The following is a 23,916-nucleotide window of genomic DNA, read 5'->3' on the forward strand; positions in this document are numbered from 1 at the left end:
CTTTCGTGTCATGCGCTTCGGTCCAAGGCACGGAGCGAGCGGTCGGTGATGGAGCGGGCGCCGCGGCCTATGGCCACCATGCCCGACTGCACGAGTTCCTTGATGCCGAACGGCTCCAGCACCCTGATGAAGGCGGCGAGCTTCTCCGGCGTGCCGGTGACCTCGATCGTCACGGCGTCCGAGGCCACGTCGACGCAGCGGGCGCGGAACAGCGACACCAGCTCCAGCACGTTCGAACGGGTGTCGGCATCGGCCCTGACCTTGATGAGCATGAGTTCACGCTGCACCGACTGGCCAGTGTCGAGCTCGACTATCTTGAGCACGTTGACCAGCTTGTTGAGCTGCTTGGTCACCTGCTCCAACGGGAGTTCCTCGACGTTCACCACGATGGTCATCCGGGAGATGTCCTGGTGTTCCGTCGGCCCGACGGCCAGCGAGTCGATGTTGAATCCCCGCCGGCTGAACAACGACGCCACCCGGGCGAGCACGCCGGGCCGGTTCTCCACGAGCACCGAGAGCGTGTGCCTGCTCATATCCGTTACTCCTCCGCGTCCCAGACGGGCGCCATGTCCCGGGCGATCTTGATGTCGTCGTTGCTGGTTCCCGCGGCGACCATCGGCCAGACCATCGCGTCCTGGTGCACGACGAAGTCGACCACCACCGGGACGTCGTTGATCTCCATCGCCTTCTTGATGGTGGCGTCCACGTCCTCGGGCCGCTCGCACCGCAGGCCGACGCAACCGTACGCCTCCGCCAGCTTGACGAAGTCGGGGATGCGGCGCACCGCCTGGAGATCGGTGTTGGAGTAGCGCTTGTCGTAGAACAGCGTCTGCCACTGGCGGACCATGCCGAGGTTACCGTTGTTGATGACGGCGATCTTGATCGGCACCCCTTCCAGCGCGCAGGTGGCCAGCTCCTGGTTGGTCATCTGGAAGCAGCCGTCGCCGTCGATCGCCCACACCGTGGACTCCGGGCTGCCCATCTTGGCGCCCATCGCGGCGGGCACCGCGAAGCCCATCGTGCCGGCGCCGCCGGAGTTGACGAAGCTGCCGGGCCGCTCGTAGCGGATGAACTGCGAGGCCCACATCTGGTGCTGGCCGACACCCGCGACGTAGATCGCCTCCGGCCCGACCAGCTCGCTCAGCCGCTCCAGGACGAACTGCGGCGCGGTCGAGTCGTCGCCGAAGTCGTCGTAGCCGAGGGCGTAGGTGTTCTTGTAGCCGTTGAGCTGGGTCCACCAGTCGGTGTAGTCGCCGGTGCGGCCCTCGGCGTGCTCGTGCTCCACGGCGCCGATCAGGTCGCCGATCACCTCGCGGCAGTCGCCGACGATGGGGACGTCGGCGTGCCGGTTCTTGGAGATCTCCGCCGGGTCGATGTCCGCGTGCACGATCTTCGCGTGCGGCGCGAAGCTGGAGAGCTGGCCGGTCACCCGGTCGTCGAAGCGGGTGCCGAGCGCGACGATCAGGTCGCTGCGCTGGAGGGACGCGACCGCCGCCACGTTGCCGTGCATGCCCGGCATGCCGACGTGCTGCGGGTGGCTGTCGGGGAAGGTGCCGCGGGCCATCAGCGTGGTGGTCACCGGGATGCCGGTCAGCTCGGCCAGCCGGCGCAGCTCGTCCGAGGCGCGCGCCTTGTGCACGCCGCCGCCGACGTAGAGCACCGGCCGCCTGGCCTCGACGATCAGCTTGGCCGCTTCGCGGATCTGCTTGGAGTGCGGGCGGGTCACCGGCCGATAGCCGGGGAGCTGCAACGTGGGCGGCCAGGAGAACGTCATCGTCGCCTGGAGCGCGTCCTTGGCGATGTCCACCAGGACCGGGCCGGGCCGGCCGGTGAGCGCGACGTGGAACGCCTCGGCGATGGTCCGCGGGATGTCGGCCGGGTCGGTCACCAGGAAGTTGTGCTTGGTGATCGGCATCGTGATGCCGACGATGTCCGCCTCCTGGAACGCGTCGGTCCCGATCATCGGCGACGCCACCTGGCCGGTGATCGCGACGATCGGCACCGAGTCCATGTAGGCGTCGGCGATGGCGGTCACCAGGTTGGTCGCTCCGGGCCCGCTGGTCGCCATGCACACGCCGACCTTGCCGGTCGCCTGCGCGTAGCCCTCGGCGGCGTGCCCGGCGCCCTGCTCGTGCCGTACAAGCACGTGCCGGATCTTGGCCGAGTCGTAGAGGGGATCGTAGGCGGGAAGGATCGCACCGCCCGGGATCCCGAAAACCGTGTCGACCCCGACGTGCTCCAGGGCCCTGACGAGGGCCTGCGCACCTGTCATCCGTTCGGTCATCGGCTCGTTCCTTGTGTGGCTGAGCTTGCTGCTGGCATGAAAACGTGCTGCTGGCATAAAAAAGGCCCCACCCGCCCTATGGGGCGGAACTGGGGCGGCGCGCAGGTCGAAGTGCTTCGCTCAGTGGCCTGCGCGCCAGCGAAGTACTACGAGAATGTCCCTGCGAAGCATGGCACCTACCCTAACCGGTGAGGTCATTGTGTCAACTCCGTGGGACGCTTGTCTCATCATGTGAACGTCAGACGCTGCTCTGCAGGGACGACAGGCTCGTCCGCATCAGCGAGTCGACGCCCCGCGCGGCCATCGGCCGGGCCACCAGGTAGCCCTGGCCGCGGGTGCAGCCCATCTCCCTGAGCAGCTCCAACTGCTCGGGCCGCTCGATGCCCTCCGCCACGACGATCAGGCCGAGGTCGTGGCCGAGCTGGACGATCGTGCGGGTCAGCAGGGTCAGCGTCTCGTCCGCGCCCAGGCCGGACACGAACGACGGGTCGATCTTGATCATGTCGACCGGGAGCTGCCGCAGCAGGGCCAGCGAGGCGTAGCCGGTGCCGAAGTCGTCGATGGCCAGCCGTACGCCGAGGGCGCGCAGCTCGGTGAGCCGGTTGACGGTCTCCCCGGCGTCCTCGACCAGCATCTCCTCGATGACCTCCAGGGTGAGCGCGCTCGGCGGCAGCCCGCTCTCGGCCAGCGCCGCGGACACCGTCTCCACGAACCTGGGGGCGGTGATCTGCCGGGCCGACAGGTTCACCGACAGCCCGATGTCCCACGACGACGCCCGCCACGCGGCCACCTCGCGGCACGCCTCGCGCAGGATCCACTCGCTCAGCGGCACGATCAGGCCGGTGTCCTCGGCCACCCCGAGAAACTGCTCGGGCGGCACGAACGTGCTCCCCCGCCACCAGCGCACCAGCGCCTCGACCGCGGTCACCCGGGAGGTCGCGAGGTCCACCACCGGCTGGAACTCCACGGCGAACTGGTCGTCGAGCAGCGCCCGCTGCAGATCGGCGGCGAGTTCCAGGCGGCGCACCACGTCGGTGTGCATGTGCGCGGCGAACACCTCCACCCGGCGCCCGCCCAGCTCCTTGGCCCTGGCCATCGCCACGTCCGCGTTGCGGATCACGTCGGCGGAGGGCACCTCCTCCTCGGCGAAGGCCACCCCGACGCTCGCGGTCAGCGCGATGTCCCGGTCGGCGACCCGGAACGGCTCCTGCGACACCGCGTGCACCAGCCGCTCCGCCTGGTCCACCACCGCCTGCACGTCCTGGCAGGACTCCACCAGCACGGCGAACTCGTCCCCGCCCCACCGGGCAAGCGTGTCGTCGGGCCGTACGGCGGAGCGCAGCCGGCGGGCGGCCTGGCCGAGCAGGAAGTCGCCGCTGGCGTGCCCGACCGAGTCGTTCACCGCGGTGAAGCCGTCGAGATCCAGGAAGAGCACGGCCCCGCGCGCCCCCGGCCGGCCGGAGAGCACCTGCCTGGTGCGCTCCTCGAAGTAGGCGCGGTTGGGCAGCCCGGTCACGCCGTCGTGGAAGGTCAGGTGGTTGACCTGACTGAGCAGCGCCTCCTGGTCGCTGATGTCCCGGGTGGACACCAGCAGCAGGTCCTCGCCGCGGGTGTGCCGGGTCGCCACCGAGACCGTGGGCCGCCAGGTCCCGTCGGCGGCGCGGATCCGGCAGCCGACCTTGCACGCCCCGCCGGGCTCCGCGTCGTCCTCCTCCACGCCCAACGCGGAGAGCGCGGTCATGACGTCGGGTATGTCCTCCGGGTGGATGTAGTCGAGGATCGAGCCGCCGACGAGCTCGTCCGGGCGGTAGCCGTACACCTCCACGACCTGGTCGCCGATCTCGTAAATCACGCCCGACTGGTCGCAGACCAGCACGAGGTCGCCCGAGCGCTCGGCCAGCTCCCTGATCCTGCGGTCGGTGACGACGGCCCGGCGGCGCAGCGAGGCGTTGTCCGCCAGGAGCACGAACGAGCGGAACAGCAGCACGAGCACCACCGAGGCGATGATCGCCGACACCAGCGGCACCGGGTGCTCCGAACGGCCGCTCACCGCGCTCACCAGCACGAACACCGTGGCCACCGCGACGAGGGTGAGCGGCACGCCGGCGATCACGCCCGCGGCGACCGGCCCCGGCGGGCGGGACTCCTCAGCCATCCGGACCGCGCGGGACCTGCGCCCGCTCCACGGCGCGGCGGCGAGCAGCAGGAAGGCGACCGGCGCCAGCCAGACCCCGGTCATCGAAGGCTCCTCGCCCTGCAGCCGTGCCACCGCCGTGGCCATCTCCCCCGCCGCGATCGCGGCCAGCGCGCCCAGCCCGGCCAGCCCGACGGGCCAGGCCGAGGACCGGGTGGTCACCACCGAGGGGCCCACCGCGCAGGCGGCGAGCAGGCACAGCATGGGGATCGTGAGCGGCAGGGCGAACACCCCCGGGTCGCCGATCGCCCGGTAGATCGGGCCGAGCGCGATCACCCAGCTGATCACGAAGAACGAGGCGGCGCATAAGTAGGCGTCGGTGACGTGCCGCAGCACGGCCCGGCCGTGCGGCGGCGGCGCGGCGGTCAGCCAGCAGCCGACCGTGATCAGCGCCATCCCGGTGAGCAGCGGCAGGTCGGCGAAGGTCATCGCGAAGGACGCGTCGTCCGCGACCGGCCGCAGGCCGATCCCGACCAGCCACGCCGCCGCGCCGGACGCCAGCCAGCGCCAGGCCAGCGCCGTACGGCGGAGCCGGGAGGCGATCCGCCGGGCCGCTGTGACCAGTGACACCACGGCGAGGAGCGCGGCCGCGACGCCCGCGGTCGCGCCGACGAGCACTGTCGGCGCGTCGGTGATCAGCCCAGCCGCCAATCCCGCCACGCCGGCCGCCGCGGCGGCGGTCAGCGGCACCCGTGGATCACGCCAACGGATCAAAGTCGTCTGCCCATCCGGTGTCTGTTCGGCACGCTGCTGATGCGTCACGGGCCCTCACCGTCGAGGTGCACCGTGACAACTTTGTCGCCAGTGTGTTCGCTCGCACCGACGCACGTGGTCACAACGTCTCAGTTGTCACCGATCTGATAACCAGCCCGACCGGATCGCCGCTGAGGCGGCCCAGCCGGATGTGCGGCCGGATCGCGGCTCCACACCACGGCTTTACTCTCGGTAGAGTCCACCGTACGCACATAAGGTCACGGTGCAGCCACGGTCCGGAATCCATTGTTGGCTCAGTATGAACCCGTGATCACGTTATTGAGCGGTTCCCCTGCCATATAACGCAGAAGCTGTGAGCGAACGAGCTTCAGGGAGCGGCGCAGGGAGGCCGGGGTGCTGCCGGCGACGTGCGGCGTGATGAAGACGCCGGGCGCGCTCCACAGCGGGTGGCCGGGCGGCAGCGGCTCCGGGTCGACCACGTCCAGCGCGGCGCGCAGGCGGCCCGTGGTCAGCTCCGCGACCAGCGCGCCGGTGTCCACCACCGAGCCGCGTGCCGCGTTGACCAGCAGCGCGCCGTCCTTCATCCGGGCGAGGAAGGCGGCGTCCACCATGCCGGCCGTCGCGGCGGTCGCCGGCACGAGCAGCACCACCACGTCGGCCGCGGGCAGCAGCGCGGGCAGCTCGTCCTCGCCGTGCACCCGCACCGGCGTGCCCTGCGGCCCCGCCATCTCCCTGGCCGCGCGCGCCACCCGAACGACCTCCACCTCGAACCCGTCCAGCCGCCGCTCCAGCGCCGCGCCGATCGAGCCGTAGCCGATGATCAGCACTTTTGCGTCGGCGAGCACGCCGGTGTGGTGGTAGGCCCACTTCTCGGCCCGCTGCGCCGCCGCGAACTCCGGGAACTCCCGGAGCACCGCGATCATCGCGCCGACCGCCCACTCGGCCGTCCCCGCGTCGTGCACGCCGCGCGCGTTGCACAGGATCACGCCCGAGGGCAGGTAAGGCCGGTACGGCTCGACGCCCGCCGTGACCGTCTGCAGCAGCCGCAGCTTCTTCATCCCCGCCAGCACCCCGGGCACGTCCGGCACCGTCACCAGCGGCGGCACCCACACCTCGACCTCGTCGGCCCCGCCCGGCATCGCCCCCGTGCCGTCGTAGACCACGCACTCCACCTCCGGCAGATCCCGCAGAACCCCGGCGACATCCAGCGAAGGCACCCAGATCTTCATGCCCCAAACCCTAACCGCCCCGCCTCCCCACTCTTCCCGGCCGCGTCTTCCCCGGCCGGGCGGGCGGCCAGGACTCCACGGGGGTTCCCATCTTCCCGGCCGCGTCTTCCCCGGCCGGGCGGGTGGCCAGGACTCCGCGGGGTTCCCGCGCCTCGCGCGGGTGAGCGGTCCGGCCCGGTCGCTCCGTCCGCGGACGCCGGTGGCAGGGGGCGGCCCCTCGCCTCCTTCGCCGGGCGGGTGGTCGAACACGGAGCGGTACCGATCTCGCGGGGAGGGGCGTGCGCCGGGGGGAGAGAGGCAGTATGGCGGGCGAGGGTCGGTGCGGATGACGGAGGTTGGGCGTGGCTTCTCGTGCTGGTGTGCTTGCGGTCGTGGTGGCGACGGCGCTGGTGAGCGGGTGTTCGGCGGGGTCGCCCGAGCGGGTGGGAGCGGGGAGGACGCCGTCCGCTCCGCAGGAGAGTCCCGCGGCGCCGGTGGCCGGGGAGACGCCCGAGGCTTCCGGGTCGGGGACTCCGGGCCCGGATCGGGCGGTGCGGCCCGAGCGGGCGCGGACGCTGGTGCAGGGGCTGGCGGTGCCGTGGGCGATCGCGTTCCTGCCGGGCGGGGACGCGCTGGTGACCGAGCGGGACTCGGCGCGGCTGCTGAGGGTGACGCCGGAGGGCGAGGCCGGCACGGTCGGCACGATCGCCGGGGTCTCACCGGAGAGCGAGGGCGGTCTGCTGGGCGTCGCCGTGTCCCCCACATACGATCAAGACAACTATATTTTCGTATATTTCACCGCAAATCAGGACAACCGAATCGTCCGGTACCGCCTCCGGAACGATCGTCTGACCGACCCCGTGCCCATTCTCACCGGCATCCCCAAGGCGGCCATCCACAACGGCGGACGCCTCGCCTTCGGACCCGACGGCCTGCTCTACGCCACCACCGGCGAGGTCGGCGACCGCCCGCTCGCCCAGGACCGCGCCTCGCTCGCCGGCAAGATCCTGCGCCTCACCGAGGACGGCGCCCCCGCCCCCGGCAACCCCACGGCCGGCTCCCCCGTCTGGAGCCACGGCCACCGCAACGTCCAGGGCCTCGCCTGGGATCCGCGGGGACGGCTGTACGCCACCGAGTTCGGCGCCAACACCTTCGACGAGATCAACCGGATCGAGAAGGGCGCCAACTACGGCTGGCCGGAGGTCGAGGGCGTGGGCGGCGACAACCGCTTCACCGACCCCCTCGTCACCTGGTCCACCGCCGAGGCGTCCCCCTCCGGCCTGGCCTACGGGGGCGGCTCGCTGTGGGCGGGCGCGCTGCGCGGGCAGCGGCTGTGGCGGGTGCCGGTCTCGGCGGACGGCTCCCTCGGCACCCCCGTCCCGCTGTTCCAGGAGGAGTACGGCAGGCTGCGCGCGGTCGCCACCGCGCCGGACGGCTCGATCTGGATCGCCACCAGCAACAAGGACGGCCGGGGCGCCCCGGCCGCCGCCGACGACCGGATCATCGTCCTGCCCGCCGGCTGACCCCCGGCTCACCGCGGGCCGCGCGGGAGGAGGGCGTGCCGTGCCGTACCGAGGAGGCGGCGGACGGCGGCGCTCGGGAACTGGGACCTCAGCCGCCGCCCGGCTCGTCCTTCGTGCAGGTGAGGTCGGTCTCCGGGCGGTAGACCGTGCGGATCGGGCGGTCGCGCTTCACCTCGGCGCCGTCCCGGTAGTAGACCCGGGTCACCTCGATGGTGAAGCCCTGCTGGCCGGTCATCGGGATGCAGTCCGGGCCGTCGTCGGTCTCCTTGGTGAAGTTCGTGAAGCTGTGCTTCTCGGAGGCGACGGCCTCGATCCGGTCGTAGCGCTTCGTGCTCCAGAAGGCCACCGTGATCGAGGTGTCCGTGTAGGACGTCTTGACGAGCACGCCGTACTTGGAATCGTTCTGCCACTGGAAGTCCGGCTGCGGGAAGGACACCGTGGACTCGCGGCCGGGGGGATAGCGGCTGATGTAGAACTCGTGCGCCGTGTGCTTGACGTCCTTGAGACCGCCGAAGAAGACCGCGTTGTACATCGTGGTGACGAACTGCGAGATCCCGCCGCCCACGTCGTCGACCAGGCGGCCGGCCACGATCTGCGGCGCCTCGACGAAACCGCGCGCCTTGTCCCGCTGGCCGACGACGTCGTTGAGGGAGAAGGTCTCCCCCGGCTTCACGAGGTAGCCGTCGAGGATGTCGGCGATGGTGTGGATGTTCGTCACCCGCGGCGCGCAGCAGGGGTGCTGCGTGGTGAACGTGCTGATCTGCTCCTTGATGCCCATGGCGCGCACCTCGGCGTCGCCGACCCGCGGCTTCACCGTGGTGAGGCTCACCGGGATCGTCCGGCGGCTGCCGTCCTGGATGACCTTGACCACCGCCGCCGCCAGCTTCGTCGCGTCGACGCCCTGCCCGGCGCGGCCGGGGATCAGCTTGGGCCGGCCGCCCACGATGTCGTAGGTCGGCTCGACCGGCGCGATGGCGGGGTTGACGAGGTGCTTCTCCACCTCGGCCAGCGCCATCTTGGCGTTGAACACCGGGCGCAGCCTGCCCTGCGCGTCGGGGACGAAGCGCAGGTGGGCGGCGAGGGTCTCCCTGGGGAGCTGGACCCGCTTGGCGCCGGCGGTCAGCAGGATGGGGGCGGCCACGGCCCGGCGCGCCGTGGTGGTGGCCTCCTCGAAGGCGTCCGTCGTGGCCCGCGGCTTGAGCACGGTGACCGGCAGCGCGACCGGGTCGGTCGTCGTGAAGTAGGCGTCCTGGATGGCCTTGGCCGCGGCCTCCCGCTCCAGTTCCCTGCCGTCGCGCGGGGTGACGATCTCCGGCTGGATGCCCTTGAAGCGGATCTCGCCCTCGCGGATCGGGCGGTCGATCTCCTGGGCCAGCGCGTCGACGGCCTCGGCCAGCTTGGCCGAGTTGACCTCGATCCTGGGTTCCACCGGGGTGGTGCCGGTCAGCCCCCGCCACACCTGGACCGGGCTGGGGAAGCCGCTCGGCACCTGCTCGATCGTGCCCACGACGTCGAGCTCCAGCCCGGCCTCCTCGGGCATCACGTCCTGCCGGATGCCCATCGCCTCGACCACGATCGGCGCCTTGCTGCGCTTGTCGAGCGTCTGCCTGAGCTTGTCGGCGGCCTGGGTGACGGTGAGCCCGCCGATGTCCACGCCGGCGACGGTGGTGCCGCGCAGCATCACGCCGGACATCGTGATCGCCGGGATCGCGTAGGCGAGGGCGAGGACGAGGACCAGGATCACGACCGTGACGAGGATCCTGCGGCCACCGCGGCGGCGGGGCCGCTCGTCGTCGGCTTCGAGCCGGTCCTGCCCGGGGTCTCCGCCGTCGGGGGGGCCGGGCACGACGGGCGGGTGGCGGCGCTCGGGCCTGCCCTCCATCACCCACGGCTCCGCGGGCGGCTGCACCGGCGGCAGTGCCGACGGGCCGCGACCGCCGCGCGGGGGCGGGCTCGGCTTGCCGAAGATGTCCGGGGAGACGCCCGGAGGGAGTTTCCTTCCGCCGGGTGTGCCCGGCCCTTCGGCGGCGGCCCTGGACGCTCCCTTGATCCCTCGGGTCTTCGGCGGCGGCGCCGTGGAGAAGGGGTCCATCGGCGGCTCTCCGGCGTTCCGCACGCCTCCGTCCTCTCGCTATGTGGGCCTGGTCTCAGAGAAAGAACCCTAAGGCACAGGTGTCCTCATATGTCGTGGAATCAAACTTCACTAACCCGTCCACTTGTAACGGTGTTCGGGTCGCCCCGCCGTACCGTACCTTGGGCGCAGCTCCGCGCGTCCGGAGACGCAGAGAAACTCAAGGTACCGGCGTGCGCTGACCCTGGAGAGCCCGGTGAGCGCGGCGGTCTCGGCGGCGGAGAGGTCGGTCCCGGTCTCCCGGAGGGTGTCCGCGACGAGTGTGCAGGTCGTGGCCGACAGCCCCTTGGGCAAGGCCGGAGCGCCGGTCCTGGCGCCGCCGAACAGCCGGTCCACCTCGTCCTGCCCGGCCTCGGGGCCGATCATGGTGAGCTGCCTGCGGGTGTCCGCGTACTGCTCCAGGCGCTCGGTCAGGGCGCTCGCCGGGAACGGCTTGATCAGGTAGTTGACCGCGCCGCCGCGCATCGCCGCGCGTACCGTGGACACCTCCCGGGCGGCCGTGATGACCAGCACGTCCACCGGATGCGCCGCCCCGCGCAGCGCTTTCAGCACCTCCAGGCCCGACATGTCGGGCAGGTAGATGTCGAGGAGCACCAGGTCGGGCCGGTGCTCGGCGACCGCGGCGATCGCCGACTGCCCGGTGTGCGCGGTGGCCGCCACCGAGAACCCGGAGATCCTGGCCACGTATCCCGCATGGATCTTGGCCACCATGAAGTCGTCGTCCACCACGAGCACGCGGATCATCGCACAGCCTCCATCCCGGTCCTCCTGGCGCCGTCGGCCGTGCAGGGAAGCCACGCGGTGAACACCGCGCCGTCCTCGTTGTGGACGCCGACCCAGCCACCGCGCCGTACGCAGGTCTGCCGGGTCAGCGCGAGGCCGAGCCCGCGCGGCCCGGCCTGGGACGCCTTGGTGGTGTAACCGTCGCGGAACACCTCCTCGGCGAGCTCGGGCGTGACGCCGGGGCCGGAGTCCCGCACCCGCACGTGCAGCCCCTCGGCGTCGGCGCGGACCGTGACCTCCACCGTGCCGCCGGTGCCCTCCAGCACGTCCAGCGCGTTGGCCACCAGGTTGCCGACGACCAGCACGGCGTCGTGCGGGTCGCCCAGCTCCCCCTCGGCCACCTCCGAGTCGGCGGAGACGACCAGCGAGGCCCCGCGCTCGGCCGCCTCCGCCGACTTGGCGAGCAGCAGCGCGGCGAGCGTCGGATCCGCCACCCGTTCCCTGATGACCGAGGCGTGCTCGGTGTACGCCTGGGTGGTCTGGGTGATGTAGCGGACGGCCGCCTCGTGCTCGCCGAGTTCCAGCAGGCCGACCACGGTGTGCATCCGGTTGGCGAACTCGTGCGCCTGGGCGCGCAGCGCGTCGGTGGTGCTGCTGGCCCGGTCCAGCTCGTGCGCCAGCCGTACCAGCTCGGTGCGGTCGCGCAGGGTGACCACCCAGCCGCGGTGCTGGCCGCGGACCGCCACCGGCGTGCGGTTGAGCACCACGACGCGGGCGGCGTGCAGCACGATCCGGTCCTCCCCCGGGTCGTCGCCGCCGAGCACGTCGCGGACCCGGTCCGACAGCGGGATCTCCGCGAGCGAACGGCCGATCGGGTCCCCGGACAGCCCGAGCAGGTCCCGCGCGGCGTCGTTGACCAGCGTGACCCGGCCGGCGAGGTCGAGGGCGAGCACCCCCTCCTTGACGCCGTGCAGCACGCCCTCGCGCTGCTCCAGTAAGGCCGCGATCTCCGCGGGTTCCAGCCCGAACGTCTGCCGCCGCACCCGCCGCGCGATCAGCGCCGCCGCCAGCGAGCCCGCCACCAGCACGGCGAGCACGGTCCAGAACAGCGGCGGGAGCGCGGCCCCGAGCTGGTCGGCCACGGTCTTCTCCAGCACGCCGACCGAGGTGAGGCCGATGACCTGGCCGCTCGCGTCCCGGATCGGCGCCTTGCCGCGCACCGAACGGCCGAGCGTGCCGGTCTCGATGCCGGTCCACGGCTTCCCGGTGGTGAGCACGAGGGAGCCGTCGGTGGACAGCCGCTGCCCGATCAGCGACCTGTTCGGGTGGGCGTACCTGATCTGGTCGGTGTTGGCGATGACCACGTAGTCCGCGCCGGTGGCGCGCTGCACGCCCGCCGCGATCGGCTGGAGCACCAGCTCGGGCCGGGCCGTCTCGAACGCCGCCCGCACCTCGGGCAGCCCGGCGACCGACTCGGCGATGGCCAGCGCACGCTCCTGGTACTGGTCGTCGAGCTGGACGCGGGTGTGCTGCGCCCACACCAGGGCCGTGCCCCCCACGGCGAGGAAGACGATGACCACCTGCATCACGAACAGCTGGGTGCCCAAAGAGGCGTTGAGAAGGCGTCGCACAGCTCCTCCAAGCGAAACCACCCAGGTCAGAGCCTTGAGCCGGGATCTCATGAAAGCAGTGGAAGGTAACGGCGGGGTCGCGGGTGACTGTGACCAATACCACCATTACGACGGCAATCACATAAAGCGTTGCCCCTGTGACTCGCGGCGCACAGGCTCCTCACAACGCCGAACTATCGCAGTTGGAGTGACCCATGCGCCTTCCCAGACTCGCCGCCGCCCTGGCGCTCGCGGCCGTGACCCTCACCGCCTGCGGCTCCGGCTCCGCCTCCGGAGGCGGCACGTCCGCCCTCCGCATCATGGCCCCCGCCGCGCCCGGCGGCGGCTGGGACCAGACCTCCCGTACGGCGGAGCAGGCCATCAAGCAGGCCGACCCGGCCCGGCGGGTGGAGGTGTTCAACGTTCCCGGCGCCGGCGGCACCATCGGCCTGGCCCAGCTCGCCGGTGAGAAGGGCAACGGCAACCTGCTGATGACGATGGGCCTGGTCATGGTGGGCGCCATCGAGCAGAACCGGTCGAAGGTGACGCTGGCCGACACCACGCCGATCGCCAAGCTGACCGAGGACTACGAGGTGATCGTGGTCCCCGCCGAGTCGCCGAACAAGACGATGGCCGACCTGGTGAACGCCTGGAAGGCCGACCCGGCCAAGGTCGCGATCGCCGGCGGTTCCGCGGGCGGCACCGACCACATCGTGGCCGGGCTGACCGCCAAGGCGGCCGGCATCGACCCCAAGCAGGTCAACTACATCGCCCACTCCGGCGGCGGCGAGATGCTCAACTCGCTGCTCGGCAACAAGGTCGCGGCCGGCATCTCCGGCATCAGCGAGGTCGCCGAGCACATCACCTCCGGCAAGCTGCGCGCGCTCGCGGTGACCTCCCCCGCGCGGCTGGACGCCGTGGACGCGCCGACGCTCAAGGAGAGCGGCCTTGACGTCGAGGTGGCCAACTGGCGCGGCCTGGTCGCACCGGCCGGGGTGAGCGAGGCCGACCAGAAGGCCCTCACCGACCTGGTCACCAAGATGCACGCCTCCCAGACGTGGCAGGACGCGATCAAGAAGAACGGCTGGGTGGACTCGTTCCAGACCGGCAAGCCGTTCGCCGACTACGTGGCCGCCGAGCAGACCCGGGTCAAGGCCATCATCTCCGAAATGGGCCTCGTCTCCTGATGTCCGACACCATCCCGCCGCGGGACCGGCACTGGTACCGGCGAGGCGAACTCGTCCTCGCGGGCGTCGTGCTCGCGCTGGGCGCCTTCGTGATCGCCGGCACCGCCGACGTCACCGCCGCCGCCTCGACCCTGGGACTCGGCCCCCGGTTCTTCCCCATCATCGTCGGCTCGGCCATGCTGCTCATCGGCGTCTTCTACGCGATCGACGTCCTGCGCGGCGGCCGGGGCGACCCGGAGCAGAGCGAGGACGTGGACAGCGAGACCCCCGCCGACCTGCGCTCGGTGCTCCTGGTCAGCGTGATCTTCCTGGCGTTCGCCTTCACCCTGGACTTCCTGGGCTGGATCATCGCCGGGGCGCTGCTGTTCTTCGGCCTGTCGGTCACGCTCGGCGCCCGGCAGCCGCTGCGCGCCGGACTGATCGCCGTCGTGCTGTCCGTCGCCACCTACCTCGCCTTCGTCAAGGGTCTCGGCGTCACGCTGCCGGGCGGGCTGCTGGCCGGGGTGATCTGAGTGGAGTCGCTCAGCCTGCTGCTGGACGGGTTCGCCACCGCGCTCACCCCGGTCAACCTCCTCTACGCGCTGGTCGGCGTCACGCTGGGCACCCTCGTCGGGGTCCTGCCCGGCATCGGCCCGGCCATGACCGTCGCCCTGCTGCTGCCGATCACCTTCAACGTGCCGCCCGCCAGCGCGTTCATCATGTTCGCCGGCATCTACTACGGCGGCATGTACGGCGGGTCCACCACGTCGATCCTGCTCAACACGCCCGGCGAGAGCTCCTCCATGATCACCGCGCTGGAGGGCAACAAGATGGCCAAGCGGGGCCGCGCGGCCCAGGCGCTGGCCACCGCCGCGATCGGCTCCTTCGTGGCCGGCACCATCGCCACCGGGCTGCTCGTGGTCGCCGCGCCGCTGGTCGTCGACTTCGCGATCTCCTTCGGTCCGGAGGACTACTTCGCGCTGGCCATCCTGGCCTTCACCGCGGTGTCCTCCGTGCTGTCCACCTCCGCCGTGCGCGGGCTGGCCTCGCTCGGCTTCGGGCTGGTCATCGGGCTGATCGGGATCGACCAGCAGACCGGGCAGGCCCGGCTCACGCTGGGCGTGCCGCAACTCCTCGACGGGATCGACGTGGTGATCGTCGCCGTGGGGCTCTTCGCCGTGGGCGAGGTGCTCTACGTGGCCTCCCGGCTGCGGCACTCCTCGCCGGACGTGGTGCCGGTCGGCCGCGCCTTCCTCGGCCGGTCCGACTGGGCCAGGTCCTGGCGGCCGTGGCTGCGCGGCACGGCGCTGGGCTTCCCGTTCGGCGCGCTGCCCGGCGGCGGGGCCGAGATCCCCACCTTCCTGTCGTACTCGGTGGAGAAGCGGCTGGCCCGCGGGGAGGCGTCGGAGGAGTTCGGCAAGGGCGCGATCGAGGGGGTGGCGGGGCCGGAGGCGGCCAACAACGCCTCCGCGGCCGGCACCCTGGTGCCGCTGCTCACCCTCGGCCTGCCCACCTCCGCCACCGCCGCGATCCTGCTCGCCGCCTTCCAGCAGTACGGCCTGCAACCGGGGCCGCAGCTCTTCGACCACAACCCGGCACTGGTCTGGGGCATGATCGCGTCGCTGTTCGTCGGCAACGCCATGCTGCTGGTGCTCAACCTGCCGCTCGCCCCGCTGTGGGCACGCGTGCTGCACATCCCCCGGCCCTACCTGTACGCCGGGATCGTGCTGTTCGCCGCGCTCGGCGTCTACGCGCTGAACGCGTCGGCGGTGGACCTGGTCGTGCTCTTCGTGCTCGGGCTGCTCGGCTACGCGATGCGCCGGTTCGGGCTGCCGGTCGCGCCGGCGGTGATCGGCCTGATCCTCGGGCCGATGGCCGAGATCCAGCTGCGCAGGGCGCTGGCCATCGGCGCCGGTGACGTGTCGGTGCTGGTCCGCAGCCCGGTCGCGGCCACGCTGCTCGTGCTGTCCGCGCTGGTGCTGCTGCTCCCGGTGCTGCGCCGGTTCAGGAACCGCCCGGCGCCCGCGGCGGACTGACGCCCGCGGCGGATCACCGACGACGCGGATCACCGACGGAGAGGCCAGGCCCCGCCCGGGGCCTGGCCCTCGTCCAGTCAGTCGCGGATCTACTCGGTGACGCCGAGCTTCTCCAGGATGAGCTGGCGGGCCCGGCCCGCGTCGGCCTTGCCGCGGCTGGCCTTCATGACCCCGCCGACCAGGGCGCCGGCCGCGGCGACCTTGCCGCTGCGCACCTTGTCCGCCGCGTCGGCGTTGTCCAGGATGACCTGGTCGATGATCGAGGACAGCTCGCCCTCGTCGTTCACGATCTGCAGGCCCCTGGCGGACACCACGTCGTCCGGGGTGCCCTCGCCGGCCAGCACGCCTTCCAGCACCTGGCGGGCGAGCTTGTCGTTCAGCGCCCCGCCGGCCACCATGGCGGTCACCCTGGCCACCTGGTCCGGGGTGATCGGCAGGTCGGCGAGCGCCGTACCGGACTCGTTGGCCCGGCGGGCCAGCTCGCCCATCCACCACTTGCGCGCGTCCGCGGGCGGCGCGCCGGCGGCGATCGTGGCCTCCACCAGGCCGATCGCGTCGATGTTGTGCATCGCGGCCATGTCGAGGTCGGAGACGCCCCACTCGTTCTGGAGCCGCTTGCGGCGGACCGACGGCAGCTCGGGCAGCTCGGCCCTCAGCGACTCGACCCACTCTGCCGCGGGCGCGATCGGCACCAGGTCGGGCTCGGGGAAGTAGCGGTAGTCCTGCGCCTCCTCCTTCGAGCGGCCCGACGTGGTGGCGCCGGTGTCCTCGTGGAAGTGCCGGGTCTCCTGCACGATGCGGCCGCCGTCGGCCAGCACCGCGGCCTGCCGCTCGATCTCGAACCGCACCGCCCGCTCGACCGAGCGCAGCGAGTTGACGTTCTTCGTCTCGGTACGGGTGCCCCACTCCGCCGAGCCGCGCGGCATCAGCGACACGTTCACGTCGGAGCGCATGGAGCCCTCCTCCATGCGCACGTCGGAGACGCCGAGGGCGCGGACCAGCTCGCGCAGCTCCGTCACGTAGGCCTTGGCGACCTCGGGGGCCATCCGGTCGGTGCCCTCGATCGGCTTGGTCACGATCTCCACGAGGGGGATCCCGGCCCGGTTGTAGTCGACGATCGAGTGGTCGGCGCCGTGGATGCGGCCGGTGGCGCCGCCCACGTGGGTCGACTTGCCGGTGTCCTCCTCCAGGTGCACCCGCTCGATGCCGACCCGGATGGTCCGGCCCTCCACCTCGATGTCGAGGTGGCCGTCGAAGCAGAGCGGCTCGTCGTACTGGCTGATCTGGTAGTTCTTCGGCATGTCCGGATAGAAGTAGTTCTTCCGGGCGAACCTGCACCAGGAGGCGATCGAGCAGTTCAGCGCGAGGCCGATCTTGATCGTCGACTCGATCGCCTGCGCGTTGGCCGTCGGCAGCGAGCCGGGCAGCGCCAGGCAGACCGGGCACACCTGGGTGTTCGGCGCCGCGCCGAACGCGGTCGGGCACCCGCAGAACATCTTCGACGCCGTGCCCAGCTCGACGTGCGTCTCCAGGCCGAGCACCGGCTCGAAGCGCTCCAGCGCCTCGTCATAGGGCATGAGCGTTTCCGTGCTCACAGGTCACCACGTCCCTTCAAAGCATCCTGCGCCGTGCGGGCGGGAGCCGCGGCCGCGAGGTCGATCACGATCCGAGTCGTCATGCCGTCCCCCTCTCCTACAGGGCCGGGGCCTTGGACAGCAGCGGGCCGCCCCAGCGGTTCTCCAGGGCCCTCTCCACGGCGGCGCCGACCCGGTAGCAGCGGTCGTCGCCGAGCACCGGGGCCATGATCTGCAGGCCGACCGGCAGCCCGTCCTCGTCGGCGAGGCCGCACGGGACCGAGATCGCGGCGTTGCCCGCCAGGTTGGCCGGGATCGTGCACAGGTCGGCGAGGTACATCGCCATCGGGTCGTCCGCGCGCTCGCCGATCGGGAACGCCGTGGTCGGCGTGGTCGGCGAGATCAGCACGTCCACCTGGTGGAAGGCGGCCTCGAAGTCGCGCGCGATGAGCGTGCGCACCTTCTGGGCCTGGCCGTAGTAGGCGTCGTAGTAGCCGCTGGACAGCGCGTAGGTGCCGAGCATGATCCGGCGCTTCACCTCGGGGCCGAAGCCGGCCGCCCGGGTCAGGGCCATGACCTCCTCGGCGCTGCGGGTGCCGTCGTCGCCGACGCGCAGGCCGTACCGCATCGCGTCGAAGCGCGCCAGGTTGGAGGAGCACTCCGACGGCGCGATCAGGTAGTAAGCCGGCAGCGCCGTGGTGAAGCTCGGGCAGGAGACCTCGACGACCTTGGCGCCGAGCGACTCCAGCAGCTCCACGGAGTCCCGGAAGCGGGCCAGCACGCCCGGCTGGTAGCCGTCGCCGGCGAACTCCTTGACCACGCCGACGCGCAGCCCCGCCACGTCGCCGTGCCTGGCCGCCTCGACGACCCCGGGCACCGGCGCGTCGATCGAGGTGGAGTCGAGCGGGTCGTGCCCGGAGAACGCCTCGTGCAGCAGCGCGGCGTCCAGCACGTTGCGCGCGAACGGCCCCGGCGTGTCCAGCGAGGACGCGAAGGCGATCACCCCGTACCGCGAGGAACCGCCGTAGGTCGGCTTCATCCCGACGATGCCGGTCACCGCGGCGGGCTGCCGGATGGAGCCGCCGGTGTCGGTACCGGTGGACAGCGGCACCGTGTAACCGGCCACCGCCGCGCTGGAGCCGCCGGACGAACCGCCCGGGATCCTGCCGAGGTCCCACGGGTTGCGCGTCACGCCGTACGCGGAGTTCTCGGTCGAGGAGCCCATCGCGAACTCGTCGAGGTTGGTCTTGCCGAGGATCACCAGCCCGGCCTCGCGCAGCCGGCCCGTCACCGTCGCGTCGTACGGCGGGCGCCAGCCCTCGAGAATCTTGGACCCGGCCGTGGTCGGCATGTCCACCGTGGTGAACACGTCCTTGTGCGCGATCGGGACACCCGCCAGCGGGCCCAGCTCCTCGCCCGCGGCGCGCCTGGCGTCGATCGCCCGCGCCTGCTCCAGCGCCGACTCGTCGCCGACGTGCAGGAAGGCGTGCAGCTTGCCGTCGACCTCGGCGATCCGGTCCAGATGGGCCTGGGTCACCTCGACGGCGGACACCTCACCGGCCGCCATCAGCGCGGACAGCTCGGCGGCGGTCTTGTGGATCAGGCTCATGCTTCCTCCCCGAGGATGCGCGGGACCCGGAACCGGTCGTCCTCGACGGCGGGGGCGCCGGAGAGCGCCTGTTCCGGAGTGAGACCGGGGCGCGCCTGGTCCTGGCGGAAGACGTTGGTGAGCGGCAGCGCGTGCGACGAAGGCGGGACATCCTCAGCGGCGACCTCGGCCACCCGCGCCACGGCTCCGATGATCACATCGAGCTGGGTGGCGTAGTGGTCGAGCTCTTCATCGGACAGCGCAAGCCTGGACAACCGGGCCAGGTGAGCGACCTCGTCGCGGGTTATGGCGGACATGAGTCGTTGAACCCGTTTCATCAATGGCGATGGGACACTGTCATCCTAGGGCGCGCTCCCCGCCCTTTCCGAACGCATAACGGCACGCCCGGCCGCGGCGGGCATCCGCCGCCGGTTCACCGCCGTGTCCACCGCCCTGCCCGCCGTCGTGGTCACGCCGGGTTCACGCTGTGTCGGCCATCGCCAGGCCGTCGCTGAGGCCGCCGCCGGCGTGGCCGGTGAGGGCGACCCCGGCCGGCGCGGGCGGGGCGAGGAGGGTGCGGCGGGCGCGCAGCCACAGGGTGGCCTCGTCCACCGGGAGGGCCTGGCTGAGCCACCAGCCCTGGCCGACGTCGCAGCCCATGGCGGCCAGCCGCCGGGCCACCTCGTCGCTCTCCACGCCCTCGGCGACCGAACGCAGGCCGAGGGAGCGCACCAGGTCGACGATGGACCGCACGATGCGGTCGGCGTCGCCGCTGTCCGGATCGGCCAGGCGTTTCACGAAGGACGAGTCGATCTTCACCTCGGACACGGCGAGCCGCTGGAGCCGTACCAGGGAGGAGTAGCCGGTGCCGAAGTCGTCGAGGGCGAGCGGCACGCCGAGCCTGGCCAGGGTGCGGACCGTGTCCGCGGTGTACGCCTGGTCGGTCATCAGGATGCGCTCGGTGACCTCGAGCTGGATGGCGGTCGGCGGCAGCGCGTAACGGGCCAGGCCGCTCTCCAGCCGCTCGGTCAGGGCGTTGTCGAGCAGGTCGCGGGCCGAGACGTTGACCGAGACCTGGGTGCGCAGGCCGGTGTGCCACCAGTGGGCCGCCTGGGAGAGGGCCTCGTCGATGACGTGCTGGGTGAGCTGGCGCATCAGGTAGGACTGCTCGGCCAGCGGGATGAACTCGCGCGGCGAGACCAGCCCGCGGACCGGGTGCCGCCAGCGCAGCAGCGCCTCCAGGCCCACCACCCGGCCGCTGCCGAGCGCGATCTTGGGCTGGTAGTGCAGCATGAGCTCGCCGCCGGCCAGGCCGCGCCGCAGGTCGCCGAGCAGGTGCAGCCGCTCGGGGGAGTTCCGGTCCTTCTCCGCCTGGTACAGCTCGACGCCGGTGCGGCCCTCCTTGGCGAGGTACATCGCCACGTCGGCCCGTTGCAGCAGCAGCTCGAAGTCGGGGGCGTGGTCCGGGTGCAGCGCGATGCCGACCGAGGCGTCCAGGTCGAAGGTCATGCCCTCCAGGCGCACCGGCTGGGTGAGGGCCACCCTGAGCCGGGCCGCCACCTCCCTGGCGGCGGCCTGGTCCCGGATCGAAGGCAGCAGCACGGCGAACTCGTCGCCGCCCAGCCGCGCCACCACGTCCCCCGGCCGCACGCTGTGGGTCAGCCGGTGCGCCACGATCTGCAGCAGCCGGTCGCCCACCGGGTGCCCCAGGGTGTCGTTGACCTCCTTGAACCGGTCGAGGTCGAGGAGGAAGAGGCCGACCCGGTCCTCTCCGCGTGCCTCTGCAAGCGCTTCCCCGGTACGCAGCACGAGCAACTTGCGGTTCGGCAGGCCCGTGAGCCCGTCGTGCATGGCCTGGTGGTCGCGGCGCAGCGAGAGGGTGGCGGTGAAGTAGACCGCCACCAGGGGCGCGGTGAACAGCGGCACCATGCCGGGCGAGTGCGTCATCACCACGACGACGAGCGGCGCGAGGCCGAGCAGCCCGGCGTAGACCAGGGCCTGGTAGCCGATCGACGCCCGGACCACCCGGAGCGGCGAGCGGCGCTCGTGCAGGGCGACCGCCATGCACACGAGCATCGCGCGGACCACGAAGTAGGCGGCGCCGGCCAGCGCGATCGCCGGTACGTCGCCCCCGCTGGGCTGCCACGGCCCCGCCGGGCTCGGCCACACCCCGAACAGCCCGAGCACCACGGCGGCCGCCGTGCTCGCCAGCGTGACCTGGGCGATGTTGAACATGGTCCGGTGCACCGCCTTGCGGGTCACCACGGCGTTCACCGCGATGGCGAGCGCGTGCAGCAGCACCGCCACGGACAGGCCGAGGTGCAGCAGCAGCGCGAAGGTGAACATCACCGAGGGGTAGGTGCCGCCGACCACCATGGAGGAGGAGACGATCACCGGGCGCAGCTCACCCAGCACGACCAGGGCGGCGATCACCCAGAACACCGGCTCCGTGGCCAGCGTGGCGAACCCCGCCACGTCGAGCAGCAGCAGGGCTCCGGCCAGCACCGTGAGGCCGGTGGTGATGACGCCCGCGAGATAGGCCCACAGGGGTGAGCCGACACGAGGGCCGGTGTCGCGCGTATCGGTCGGGCCGGTCATGAGTAACAAAACCCCCAGCAGGTCACTATGGGAGAGTACGACCTTTGGGCCACTTCGCGAAACCGGCTGGGCACGTTCTGTCACTGGCGATTTGCCACTATATGTCAGCATTAAGCGCTATTGCGCTTACTGTCGGTGTTCATTCATCGTCTCAGAGTGCGGTTACGTCACGTACGGTGAGGTAAAAATCACGAAATTTACTGACCGATTCCCCCCAAGTTCGGACCGGCCGAAGTCCCCCGGGCCGAAACGTCGCATTCCGCCCGGCAGCGGGTCAGGACTCGGGCTGGACGGCGAGCGCGGACGCCGCCTCCGGGCCGTCGGCGAGGAGCGTCTCGAAGGCGGGCTCCGCCAGGATCGGGATGCCCAGCGTGACCGCCTTGTCGTACTTGGAGCCGGCGCTCTCCCCCGCGATGACGAAACTGGTCTTCTTCGAGACCGACCCGGTGACCTTGCCGCCGCGCGCCTGGATCGCCTCGCCCGCCTCGTCGCGGGTGTAGCCGGACAGGGTGCCGGTGACGACGAAGGTGAGCCCTTCGAGGAACCGGGGGATCTCGGGGCCGCTCTCCGTGGGCGGCTCGTCCTCCATCCGCACGCCGGCGGCCCGCCAGCGCTCGACGATCTCGCGGTGCCAGTCCACCGCGTGCCATTCCCGGATCGAGGCGGCGATGGTGGGGCCGATCCCCTCGACCGCGACCAGCTCCTCCTCCGTGGCCGCGAAGATCCGGTCCATGGCGCGGAACTCCGCCGCGAGGGCCTGCGCGGCCGTCGGGCCCACGTGCCTGATGGACAACGCCACCAGGACCCGCCACAGCTGCCGGGTCTTGGCCTCCGCCAGCCCCTGCAGGAGTAGCTCCGTCGTCTTCTTCGGCTCGCCCTCCAGATTGGCGAAGAAGGCGACGACCTCCGGCTCGCCCGTCTCCGGGTCCACCCTGGGCAGCCCGGTCTCCGAGTCCCGGGCCACCGTCCTGATCGGCAGCAGCTGCTCGACGGTCAGGTCGAACAGGTCGGCCTCGGTGCGGACCGGCGGCTCCTGCGGCGGCAGCGGCTGGGTGAGCGCGGTGGCCGCGACGTAACCCAGCCCGTCGATGTCGAAGACCTTGCGCCCGGCGGCGAAGAAGATGCGCTCACGGAGCTGGGCCGGGCAGGACTTCGCGTTCGGGCAGCGGATGTCGACATCCGCCTCCTTGATGTGCCGCAGTTCCGTGCCGCACTCGGGGCAGTGCGTCGGCATCACGAACTCCCGCTCGGAGCCGTCGCGCAACTCGACCACCGGCTTGACGATCTCGGGGATCACGTCCCCCGCCTTGCGCAGCACCACCGTGTCCCCGATGAGCACGCCCTTCCTGACCACCTCGGAGGCGTTGTGCAGGGTGGCCCGCTCGACGGTGGACCCGGCCACCAGCACCGGCCGCATCACCCCGTACGGCGTGACCCGGCCGGTCCTGCCGACGCCCACCTGGATGTCGAGCAGCTTGGCGTTGACCTCCTCCGGCGGGTACTTGAAGGCGATGGCCCAGCGCGGCGCCCGGCTGGTGGACCCGAGCTCCCGCTGCACGGCGATGCGGTCGGTCTTCACCACGACGCCGTCGATCTCATAGGCCGGGTCGTGGCGGTGCTCCCGGTAGTGCTCGATGTAGGCCAGCACGTCGTCCAGCCCCTCGGCCACCCGGTAGAGGTCGCTTACCGGCAGCCCGAAGCCCTTGAGCCGCTCGTACACCTCCGACTGGGTGCGCGGCTCCGCGGCGGCGCCCTTCCAGACGCCGATGCCGTGGGTGATCATGCGGAGCGGGCGTTGCGCGGTGATCCGCGGGTCCTTCTGCCGCAGCGAGCCCGCCGCGGAGTTGCGCGGGTTGGCGAAGGGCTGCCTGCCCGCCTCGACGAGCTGTTCGTTGAGCCGCTTGAAGCCCTCGACCGGCAGGAACACCTCGCCGCGCACCTCGACCTGGTCGGGGACGTCGGCACCGGTCAGCCGGTGCGGCACGCCGGTGATCGTGCGCACGTTCGGCGTGACGTCCTCCCCTATCCGGCCGTCGCCCCGGGTGACCCCGCTGACCAGCACGCCCTTCTCGTAGACGAGCGCGATGGCCAGTCCGTCGATCTTGAGCTCGCACAGGTAGGGCCCGGCGTCGCCGCCCGCGAGCCGCTCCGCCCTGGCCAGCCAGGCCGCCAGGTCCTCCTGCCGGAACGCGTTGTCGAGGCTCTCCATGCGGCTCAGGTGCCGCACCGCGGTGAACTCCGTGGAGATCGGCGCCCCGACCTTCTGCGTGGGCGAGTCGGGGGTGACCAGACTCGGGTGCCCGGCCTCCAGCGCCCGGATCTCCCGCATCCAGCCGTCGTAGTCGGCGTCGCTGGCGGTGGGCGCGTCCAGCACGTAGTAACGCCAGTTGGCCTCGTCGATCAGCTCGGCCAGCTCGGCGTGCCGCTCAAGCGCGGCCCCCGGCACACCTTCGGCCTCGGCGCTCATGCCACCTCTCCCCTCGTCGGAATCCCCAGGTCGTCGAAGTCCCCAGGTCGAACGCTATCGCCGGACACCGCTGCCCGCCGAGCTCCCCCGGCCCGCCACC

Annotated in this window: 16 protein-coding genes; 4 read left to right on the forward strand and 12 right to left on the reverse strand. The window is 71.7% G+C overall.

Features of this window, described 5'->3' with window-relative positions; translation table 11 throughout:
• Positions 1 to 8 precede the first annotated feature (8 nt).
• From ilvN to QSK26_RS06230, 4 genes are all read right to left on the reverse strand, one after another.
• Positions 9 to 533, reverse strand: coding sequence for an acetolactate synthase small subunit (gene ilvN, locus QSK26_RS06215; RefSeq protein ID WP_285773990.1), 525 nt, complete (start codon positions 531 to 533; stop codon positions 9 to 11).
• Between the two features lie 5 nt (positions 534 to 538).
• The gene (locus tag QSK26_RS06220) at positions 539 to 2,341 is read right to left on the reverse strand and encodes an acetolactate synthase large subunit (RefSeq protein WP_285773991.1); all 1,803 of its coding nucleotides are present in this window, start codon (positions 2,339 to 2,341) and stop codon (positions 539 to 541) included.
• Positions 2,342 to 2,522: 181 nt separating this feature from the next.
• Positions 2,523 to 5,168 carry a putative bifunctional diguanylate cyclase/phosphodiesterase gene (locus QSK26_RS06225; RefSeq protein WP_285773992.1) on the reverse strand — a complete coding sequence of 882 codons (2,646 nt, stop codon included), beginning with the start codon at positions 5,166 to 5,168 and terminating at the stop codon, positions 2,523 to 2,525.
• A gap of 317 nt (positions 5,169 to 5,485) precedes the next feature.
• Positions 5,486 to 6,421: a 2-hydroxyacid dehydrogenase gene (locus tag QSK26_RS06230; protein ID WP_285773993.1), complete on the reverse strand. Its 936-nt coding sequence runs from the start codon at positions 6,419 to 6,421 to the stop codon at positions 5,486 to 5,488.
• 359 nt (positions 6,422 to 6,780) lie between these two features.
• Here QSK26_RS06230 and QSK26_RS06235 point away from each other — a divergent pair, with 359 nt between their 5' ends.
• The gene (locus QSK26_RS06235; RefSeq protein WP_285773994.1) at positions 6,781 to 7,923 is read left to right on the forward strand and encodes a PQQ-dependent sugar dehydrogenase; all 1,143 of its coding nucleotides are present in this window, start codon (positions 6,781 to 6,783) and stop codon (positions 7,921 to 7,923) included.
• A gap of 88 nt (positions 7,924 to 8,011) precedes the next feature.
• Here the strand turns inward: QSK26_RS06235 and QSK26_RS06240 are convergent, their stop codons facing one another.
• The 3 genes from QSK26_RS06240 to QSK26_RS06250 form a co-directional block, all read right to left on the reverse strand.
• Positions 8,012 to 10,039 carry a VanW family protein gene (locus QSK26_RS06240; protein WP_285773995.1) on the reverse strand — a complete coding sequence of 676 codons (2,028 nt, stop codon included), beginning with the start codon at positions 10,037 to 10,039 and terminating at the stop codon, positions 8,012 to 8,014.
• 87 nt (positions 10,040 to 10,126) lie between these two features.
• Positions 10,127 to 10,798 carry a response regulator gene (locus QSK26_RS06245; RefSeq protein ID WP_285773996.1) on the reverse strand — a complete coding sequence of 224 codons (672 nt, stop codon included), beginning with the start codon at positions 10,796 to 10,798 and terminating at the stop codon, positions 10,127 to 10,129.
• Positions 10,795 to 12,408, reverse strand: coding sequence for an ATP-binding protein (locus QSK26_RS06250; protein WP_285773997.1), 1,614 nt, complete (start codon positions 12,406 to 12,408; stop codon positions 10,795 to 10,797). The genes QSK26_RS06245 and QSK26_RS06250 overlap by 4 nt, the downstream gene beginning before the upstream one ends.
• 194 nt (positions 12,409 to 12,602) lie before the next feature.
• Between QSK26_RS06250 and QSK26_RS06255 the strand changes: the two genes are divergently transcribed.
• Genes QSK26_RS06255 through QSK26_RS06265 form a run of 3 tightly spaced genes read left to right on the forward strand, consistent with a single transcriptional unit; the run spans position 12,603 to position 15,589 of the window.
• Complete coding sequence (locus QSK26_RS06255) at positions 12,603 to 13,574, forward strand: Bug family tripartite tricarboxylate transporter substrate binding protein (protein ID WP_285773998.1); 972 nt, start codon at positions 12,603 to 12,605, stop codon at positions 13,572 to 13,574.
• Positions 13,574 to 14,086 carry a tripartite tricarboxylate transporter TctB family protein gene (locus tag QSK26_RS06260; protein ID WP_285773999.1) on the forward strand — a complete coding sequence of 171 codons (513 nt, stop codon included), beginning with the start codon at positions 13,574 to 13,576 and terminating at the stop codon, positions 14,084 to 14,086. The genes QSK26_RS06255 and QSK26_RS06260 overlap by 1 nt, the downstream gene beginning before the upstream one ends.
• A complete protein-coding gene (locus QSK26_RS06265; RefSeq protein ID WP_285774000.1) occupies positions 14,087 to 15,589 on the forward strand; it encodes a tripartite tricarboxylate transporter permease in 1,503 nt (500 codons plus the stop codon). It abuts the gene before it with no gap.
• Positions 15,590 to 15,678: 89 nt separating this feature from the next.
• On the opposite strand, the gene gatB is transcribed toward QSK26_RS06265, so the two are convergent.
• The 5 genes from gatB to ligA form a co-directional block, all read right to left on the reverse strand.
• Positions 15,679 to 17,166: an Asp-tRNA(Asn)/Glu-tRNA(Gln) amidotransferase subunit GatB gene (gene gatB, locus QSK26_RS06270; RefSeq protein ID WP_285774193.1), complete on the reverse strand. Its 1,488-nt coding sequence runs from the start codon at positions 17,164 to 17,166 to the stop codon at positions 15,679 to 15,681.
• 115 nt (positions 17,167 to 17,281) lie between these two features.
• On the reverse strand, positions 17,282 to 18,772 hold the full coding sequence (gene gatA / locus QSK26_RS06275) for an Asp-tRNA(Asn)/Glu-tRNA(Gln) amidotransferase subunit GatA (protein WP_285774001.1): 1,491 nt from the start codon (positions 18,770 to 18,772) through the stop codon (positions 17,282 to 17,284).
• Complete coding sequence (gatC, locus tag QSK26_RS06280) at positions 18,769 to 19,068, reverse strand: Asp-tRNA(Asn)/Glu-tRNA(Gln) amidotransferase subunit GatC (protein ID WP_285774002.1); 300 nt, start codon at positions 19,066 to 19,068, stop codon at positions 18,769 to 18,771. The genes gatA and gatC overlap by 4 nt, the downstream gene beginning before the upstream one ends.
• A gap of 163 nt (positions 19,069 to 19,231) precedes the next feature.
• A complete protein-coding gene (locus QSK26_RS06285; RefSeq protein ID WP_285774003.1) occupies positions 19,232 to 21,349 on the reverse strand; it encodes a putative bifunctional diguanylate cyclase/phosphodiesterase in 2,118 nt (705 codons plus the stop codon).
• Between the two features lie 274 nt (positions 21,350 to 21,623).
• The gene (gene ligA, locus QSK26_RS06290; protein WP_285774004.1) at positions 21,624 to 23,816 is read right to left on the reverse strand and encodes an NAD-dependent DNA ligase LigA; all 2,193 of its coding nucleotides are present in this window, start codon (positions 23,814 to 23,816) and stop codon (positions 21,624 to 21,626) included.
• Positions 23,817 to 23,916: the final 100 nt, after the last annotated feature.

Source organism: Microtetraspora sp. NBRC 13810 (assembly GCF_030268685.1).
Classification (GTDB): domain Bacteria; phylum Actinomycetota; class Actinomycetes; order Streptosporangiales; family Streptosporangiaceae; genus BSRQ01.